A 1,779-nucleotide genomic window follows, 5' to 3' on the forward strand; every position below is an offset into this window, starting at 1 on the left:
TCTGCACCACCTTCGGCCGGCTGTCGATCGCCAGCACCTCGGTGCCCCGCCGCACCAGCTCGACCGCCAGCGAGCCGCCGAACCGGCCGAGCCCGATCACCACGACCGGGTCGTTACGTGTTTCCGTCACCGCTTGTCCCTGGCCTCGGAGAAAGGAGCGTGCAGCCCGAACGCGGACACCGACCGCTGCAGGGCGGCTGCCGGCGCCGTTGATCTCTTCTCGAATGCGGCGCCACGGTAGCCGAGCACCGGACGCCGACGCCAGGTGTCGCACTTCCTTACCCCCGCCGATGCCCGGGCACCGTCCAGGCGGCAGGATGGGCGCGGTGAAGCGTCGTTCCTTCTCCCAGGCGCTGCTGGACCGCTTCCAGCACCCGGCCCAGGTCATCGTGACCGCGTTCGCCGCCGCCGCGGCGGTCGGCACCGGCCTGCTGGCGACCCCGTGGGCGGCTGAATCCGGCACCGGCACCCGGTTGATCGACGCGCTGTTCACCGCGGTTTCGGCGGTGTGCGTGACCGGGCTGGTGACCGTGGACACCGCCAGCCACTGGTCGGTCTTCGGCGAGGTCGTCATCGTGGTGCTGATCCAGGTCGGCGGTCTGGGCATCATGACGCTGGCCACCCTGTTCGCGATGATGATCTCCGGGCGGGTCGGGCTGCGCGCCCGGATGTGGGCCCAGGCCGAGACCAAGGCCCCGCAGCTGAGCGACCTGCGCCGGGTGATCGGCCACGTGGTGGTCTTCACCCTGGTATGGGAGGTGCTCACCGCGATCGTGCTGGCCGCCCGGTTCGCGCTCGGCTACGGCGAGCCGTTCGGCCGTGCCGTCTACCTGGGCGTCTTCCATGCGGTCTCGGCGTTCAACAACGCGGGCTTCGGCCTGTGGCCGGACAACCTGGTGCGGTTCGCGACCGATCCGTGGATCTGCCTGCCGATCGCCGCGGCGGTCGTCGTCGGCGGCCTGGGTTACCCGGTGGTCTTCGAGCTGCGCCGCTCCTGGCGCCGCCCCGGGCGCTGGTCGGTGCTGACCCGCATCACCGTCGCCACCACCCTGGTCCTGCTGCTGGTCGGCTTCCTGGTGTTCACGATCACCGAGTGGGCCAACCCCAAGACGCTGGGCCCGATGGACGCGCCCGGCAAGCTGCTGGCCGGGTTCTTCACCGGGGTGATGCCGCGCACCGCCGGGTTCAACAGCATCGACATCGCCGCCATGGAGCCGACGAGCTGGCTGGCCACGGACGTTTTGATGTTCATCGGCGGCGGCAGCGCGGGCACCGCGGGCGGCATCAAGGTGACCACCTTCGCGGTGCTGGCCTACGTTCTGTGGGCCGAGCTGCGCGGTGAGACCCACGTCAACGCCGGCCACCGCCGCCTGGCCGCGACCGTGCAGCGCCAGGCGCTGGCCATCGCCCTACTGGGCGTGGCCCTGGTCATCGCCTCCACCTACGCGCTGCTCGCGCTGACCCCGCACAGCCTCGATGCGGTCCTGTTCGAGGTGGTCTCCGCGGTCGCCACGGTGGGACTGTCGACGGGCATCACCGCCGACCTGACGGTGGCCGGGCAGATTCTGGTGGCGCTGCTGATGTTCGCCGGCCGGGTCGGTCCGGCCACCTTGTTCTCCGCGCTGGCGCTGCGGGATCGCAGGCGCCGCTACGAGTTGCCCGAGGAGAAGGTCATCGTCGGCTGAGACGGAATCGTCGACTACGCCGGCCTCTTGTCACAAGGCCGCGTAGTTAAGGATCTCGGACGTGCGGCAAGCCACCGGTGAGTACGGCCACAGC

General features: G+C 70.5%; 2 protein-coding genes. One reads left to right on the forward strand and one right to left on the reverse strand.

Annotation, left to right across the window (positions count from 1 at the left end; translation table 11 throughout):
* Window positions 1-388, reverse strand: a 388-nt coding sequence (locus IEZ06_RS37820; RefSeq protein ID WP_373293991.1) for an NAD-binding protein, incomplete at its 3' end; no start/stop codon positions are given.
* Here IEZ06_RS37820 and IEZ06_RS35700 point away from each other — a divergent pair.
* A complete protein-coding gene (locus IEZ06_RS35700) occupies window positions 318-1,685 on the forward strand; it encodes a TrkH family potassium uptake protein (protein ID WP_189241089.1) in 1,368 nt (455 codons plus the stop codon). The two genes, IEZ06_RS37820 and IEZ06_RS35700, sit on opposite strands and share 71 nt — an antisense overlap.
* Window positions 1,686-1,779 lie beyond the last annotated feature (94 nt).

Origin of the sequence: Planomonospora antibiotica (genome assembly GCF_014647955.1) — a bacterium.
Lineage (GTDB): Bacteria > Actinomycetota > Actinomycetes > Streptosporangiales > Streptosporangiaceae > Planomonospora > Planomonospora parontospora.